The 5,105-nt window shown below is 50.0% G+C and carries 5 protein-coding genes; 2 read left to right on the top strand and 3 right to left on the bottom strand.

Annotation, left to right across the window (positions count from 1 at the left end; all coding sequences use genetic code 11):
• From P8J86_12800 to P8J86_12810, 3 genes are all read right to left on the bottom strand, one after another.
• On the bottom strand, positions 1-1,070 hold a 1,070-nt coding region (locus P8J86_12800; protein MDG2055568.1), incomplete at its 3' end, for a patatin-like phospholipase family protein.
• A gap of 227 nt (positions 1,071-1,297) precedes the next feature.
• Entirely contained in the window at positions 1,298-2,623 is a 1,326-nt protein-coding gene (locus P8J86_12805) for an MFS transporter (protein ID MDG2055569.1), read from the bottom strand.
• 315 nt (positions 2,624-2,938) lie between these two features.
• Entirely contained in the window at positions 2,939-4,231 is a 1,293-nt protein-coding gene (locus tag P8J86_12810) for a hypothetical protein (GenBank protein ID MDG2055570.1), read from the bottom strand.
• 261 nt (positions 4,232-4,492) lie between these two features.
• On the opposite strand from P8J86_12810, the gene P8J86_12815 reads away from it, so the two are divergent.
• A complete protein-coding gene (locus P8J86_12815; GenBank protein MDG2055571.1) occupies positions 4,493-4,621 on the top strand; it encodes a hypothetical protein in 129 nt (42 codons plus the stop codon).
• 34 nt (positions 4,622-4,655) lie between these two features.
• The coding region (locus P8J86_12820; protein ID MDG2055572.1) for a Gfo/Idh/MocA family oxidoreductase at positions 4,656-5,105 on the top strand (450 nt) is incomplete at its 3' end.

A 5,105-nucleotide genomic window follows, 5' to 3' on the forward strand; every position in this document is an offset into this window, starting at 1 on the left:
TTGGCACGCTGCGCACCTGACGTCAGTGCCGAGGCGATGTTCTTAGGATCCATCAAGTTGATGTCGGGTGGGTTGGCGATGATCCACTTGGTCTTGGTGCCGGTGGCATGAAGGTCCTTGATGTTCTGACCAATGGGATGAGGGATACCGGTAAGCACTGGTGGCACCAGTCCATTGGTGAGGCTAATCACCACCGCTCGCTTAGAGCCAGCGACCATATCGGTGTGGCAGGCATTGGAGCAAATACCACCATCCATGCCATATCGCTCGCCCAAGAGTGTGGGGCCCATGACTCCAGGCAAGGAAGAACTCGCGCCAGTGGCTCGCCCTAGAGGAATGTTGTTTTTGCGGGCCGTTTCTTGGCTGACGATCAGACGCTGTCCGGTGTAGCAGTCGTTGGATGAGGTATAGAGGTTTTTAGCAGGCCAATCAGTGGTGCTGTCGCCGGTCAGTGCGACAGCGAAACGCTCGGCGCCATCGCTATCTGCTTTGTTGTGTGCAGCCAAGGCAACGCGTCCAATGGTCTGTATTGTGTCGGTGGTGCCATTCTTGGCATCAGCACTAACTTTGATGGCGCGCTGCTGGCTGATGTTGGGATTATTAAAGGGTGCAATCTTGATGAATTGATCGGGTTGCTTGGCGTAGTACTGCATCCGCTCCAACAGATGGTCGGTATGGCCGCATCGCAAAGCGCTGCCCATGTAGGCGCCAGCTGAAGTCCCGACGACCATTTCAGAGAGTCCGTCCATATCAAGGCCCGCATCGGCGAGTCCTTTAAAGAAGGCGACATACCAAGCGATGTACCAGACGCCACCGCCGCCCAAGACCAGCGTGCGGTCGAGGCCTTCTGCCAACTCACACACGGTAGGCGTGGAAGGAATCGGTCTCGCCAGGCCATCGTCCTTGAACAGTGTGTTGGAAAGTTCGTTGGCTTGCTCTTGCAGCGTGGCGGTGGCGATTATTGGCGTCGATGCCCGAGCTCGTGTGGATGTATTGGTCAGTGCCAGGCCTGCAACGCCAGCGGCGCCAACTTTCAGAAATCTGCGTCGATCAGCGTCTCTTTCAAACACGAGATGGTTTCCTTTTGTTTGTGACTTGCGCGGATGGGGCGTAGGGTCGATCAGTACCTATCGGTAGGTCAGGTTAAGTCATATCAGATCTGGATTTTAATGACCAGTTGGTATACAGGCACTGTGCCTCTCAGGGAAGTCAACAAACCTTGAGCAAGACAGAACCGCTAACCACTTAGAAGGCAGCCCATTTGATTTTAAGCCTGGCGGGTGATTAGTAAAATATGCTAAGCAGGTACGCCTTTTATAGACTTAATTTGACTTCGGGATCGCACCCGTCTGGTTGCCCTAAGTTGGATCAAGCAAGAGAATGCCAACGCCATAAGAAAACTAGCGGGCACAAACACCAGCGCGACGTGGTAGGCCTTGAGCTGTGGCACATCGGTCATGGATTTTTCGATATCGAGTATGTAGCCAATAGCAACCAGTGAGAGTGTTCCTCCCAGATTCAATGCGCACATGGCGATGCCAAGTGCAATAGGAAGTCTCTCTGCGGGAATCCAATCACGCACCAGCGCAATAATGATCGTGATGCAAGATATGCTCACGCCCATGATGAAAAGAAGTGAGTACACAATGATGATCGAGTGTTGGACAGTGTAGATAGAACCCATGCTTGCCAGGAAGCCCAAAATGCTTGCAAAGATGAGTATCTGCACCTTTCGATTTGGGAGAGATGTTGCAATCCATCCAACGATTGGTGAGCCTATGACATAACCAGCATAGGCCGCCGTAGGTGCCAGTCTGCTGTAGAGCGTGTGCTCGCCAAGTTCTAGAGAAATGAATGGATAGAGCCACACAATGACAAAGCTTGCCATAGGTAAACAAAGAAAGCATCCCAGTAGTGAGAGCAACCAAACATTTGAGTCAGTGAATGTCTCCTTCAGGCCTGACGAAGTAGATTTATTATGATCGCGAGTGGGCGTATGGGGGCGAAAGTGTGGATATCTAAAAATAAGCCATGTCATAACGATGACGATGAGGAGCTCGAGAAACGCGGTGTAAAAAACAATGTCTTGCCACTCGTACGTATCAGCAATGTAGGCCAGTGGTGCCTGGCCGAGAATTGCCCCTGAGGCACCGATCGCAAGAACACCGCCACTAAAGAGTGGATAGTACTTCTTGCTGATGGTCGTTCGTCCAGTGCTCAGCGCGATCAAAATTGCGAAGGACCCGCCGATCCCGAGTAGTAGTTGCGATATATAGAGGTGCTCGACGGCTGATGCCACAGACATCAACAGGGCTCCAGCAAAAACAGATATTCCCGCAATGAGAAGCGCAAGTGCCACACCGAAACGAGCAATCACAATTCCGCTGATCGGTTGAACAATCAAGTAGGCGTAGAAAAAGCATGCGGCAACGTTGCTTAACTCGAAGTTGCTGAGCTTAAAATCAGAAGTCAATTTTTCTTGCATTGTCCCGGGTATAACGCGGAAGAAATATTGATGTGAGTAAAAAATAGTAGAAAGAAAAAGAATAAAAAGAGAGGCAATTACGATCTGTGTGCGAGCGACATTTATCTCATTATCATTTTGTATGCCTAAATCTTTCATCCTCCGTTTTCCCCCCAGAAAACATCAACTCTTTGAGCAAGACTTACATGTGCGGTCTGTGAGCCCGCTCGTCTATGCGATATGCAGCAGGATCTATCAGATCGCTACTGCTCTATATTACTCTGCTCATAGGCATATCCTATTAAAGGCACGTATTCGACACGCAAAGTCTCATTTTGGTTGGTGCGACCGATATTATGCTGGCGATTTGTGTCAATATTGCGAGAGACATTGCGATTAAACAGGACGTTTCGGTACACGGTCTTGCCGTTGCGAGAAAAAACACCTTGAGTAAGCTGGTGGAGACGTTATTGATTAGTCAGCCATGGCAAGCAAGTTCGATTCCATCGCTTCAGTGAGCATTCGAACATGTTCACCGGTTAAAAGTGGCTGGGTCCAAGTGTAGGTACAACGCAGCTGATGGCGGAATGTGTAGACAGACAGCAGTACGGGGAAACCGCCAAACTGTGCGGCGGCGGTGATATCGAAGGTTTCGAATTGAACTGGGCCATAGTCGCCATCAAATGGAAGTAGTCCTGTATTGGTAATGGAAAAACCATGGGTGTGGTACCCATCGGCATCCAGCAATCCATTGATGGATTTGGTGACATCTTCAGCAGTGAAGTCGACCGGTGGATAGTGATTGGCATCGAGTTGTTCCTTGAGTGCTGAGGTGTAGGCACAGGCAACTTCCCAAGGATCGCTGTCAATCGTTACATTAAACGAACCAGTATCGAGACATGAAATCTTGCAGGCAATCTCACGAGGGTCGATCTCGACATTGGCGAAACGTCTGAGATTGACTGGCGTCAAGGTGTCAATATTGATGGCATGCTTAAGAAAGGCAGCAATTGCACGTGCTACTGCGGAGGCAAGTGCGCCTTGAACGGTCGTGCCATGGGCGTGGCAGTTGTTCTTGAGTTGACGGGTAAAGTCTGCATTATGTACGGTGAAGGTATTGCAGTTCTGGCGGTCAGAGAAATCGGCACTGCCATCTGTTGGCCAATGGCTAATATCACCAATGCGCTTAGCCCATGCCTCACCGGTGTGATTCCATCGCTCCATAGTGCCTGGCGGATCAAGTTGGTCTTCAATTGGATCGGGCATACCAAGTGGTGAAGTTGAGATGTTATTCCCAGCAAGTAAATCGCCCAGCAGCTGCCCGCACTGATTGAGTAGACAGAATGCAGAATGGCCATCGGTGATGGCGTGGTCGGTTTCAAGAATGAGCCACCAATCATCTGATTGAGTACGGCGAACAAATCGTGCTCCCCAAGTGCGCTCATCTGTAGGAAGGGGTGTATTCATAAGCGGTTCGATGACCGAATTGACGTTCTCGCTGGCGGAGAATTGAATCTCTTTTACCGGGATCTGCTCGAAAGAAACGTCAGTAGCAAACTCGTAGTTACCTGGTTCACCCATGATACGTGCTCGTAGAAGTGGGTGGCGGTCATAAAGTACGCGCATCGCCGTCTGCACATGCTGAAATTCGATCGCTCCACTCCCTTTGGCCCAACAGTAGATGGTGTTACTGATTGAACTGATCGTTGCATAGTGCAAAGATGATTCAAAGTAGCTTAACTTGCGACTCAAGATCTGTGAGGCCATTGTTTCCTGTCCTTTCTATTCAGGTCTCAATATATTGTATGTGTTCTTAAAATAGAGAACCATTCACTCTGACAGGTCACACAGACGCCAGTAACCGTTTATCGTCTACAGGCCTTGGGGAGATCGGCACCGGCGTCGCAATTCTTGGCCTTTACGGCATACAACAGTGAGGGCAAGTTCTTCCAGCAGATGCTGGTTGGGCCCAGCGTCCCCGCACCCATGTACATGCAGGGTCCCTTACAGAAGGACGGTTCGATCTTGATGTCGGATCCGCTTAATCCCAATGGAATGAAAGTAGTGGTTACTTTTGATGCAAATGGTGATTATTCGACATCGACATCAATGGGCGATCAGGGCGTCTTAAAACGAACGTGGGAGTTGGAGAAATAGTTTTATTCTGATTTGAATTAGATAAGATGGCTGTATGCAAAGCGTTAATAGCAAATGTCGTTGGGGCGTGATTGGTACAGCTAATATTGCCCGCAAAGTGATCAAAGCGATGCATCTTGCATCGAATGCCGTGCCCGCAGCGGTCGCGAGTCGATCACTTGATCGAGCTCAAGCATTCGCCAAAGAAACCAATATTAAGCAAGCATACGGTAGCTATGCTGAACTTCTGGCGGCTCCTGACATTGATGCGGTCTATATTCCACTGCCGACGGCTGTCAGAAAACAGGTCATTCTTGATGCGGCTGCTGCAGGTAAGCATGTTCTCTCAGAGAAACCAGTGGCGGTCAGTACCCAAGCGGCTCAAGAGATCATTGCGGCCTGTCACCAGGCTGGAGTGCAGTTCATGGACGGTGTCATGTTTATGCACCATCATCGATTGCAACGTGTGCTTGAACGACTTGGAGACATCGGACCGGCCCCGAGT

The organism is Phycisphaerales bacterium, from assembly GCA_029268515.1.
Lineage (GTDB): Bacteria > Planctomycetota > Phycisphaerae > Phycisphaerales > SM1A02 > JAQWNP01.

Bases quoted from the DNA above. Each gene is read 5' to 3' on its own strand.
- P8J86_12805 (MDG2055569.1), bottom strand. From the start codon at position 2,623: ATGAAAGATTTAGGCATACAAAATGATAATGAGATAAATGTCGCTCGC.
- P8J86_12810 (MDG2055570.1), bottom strand. From the start codon at position 4,231: ATGGCCTCACAGATCTTGAGTCGCAAGTTAAGCTACTTTGAATCATCT.
- P8J86_12815 (MDG2055571.1), top strand. From the start codon at position 4,493: ATGTCGGATCCGCTTAATCCCAATGGAATGAAAGTAGTGGTTACTTTT.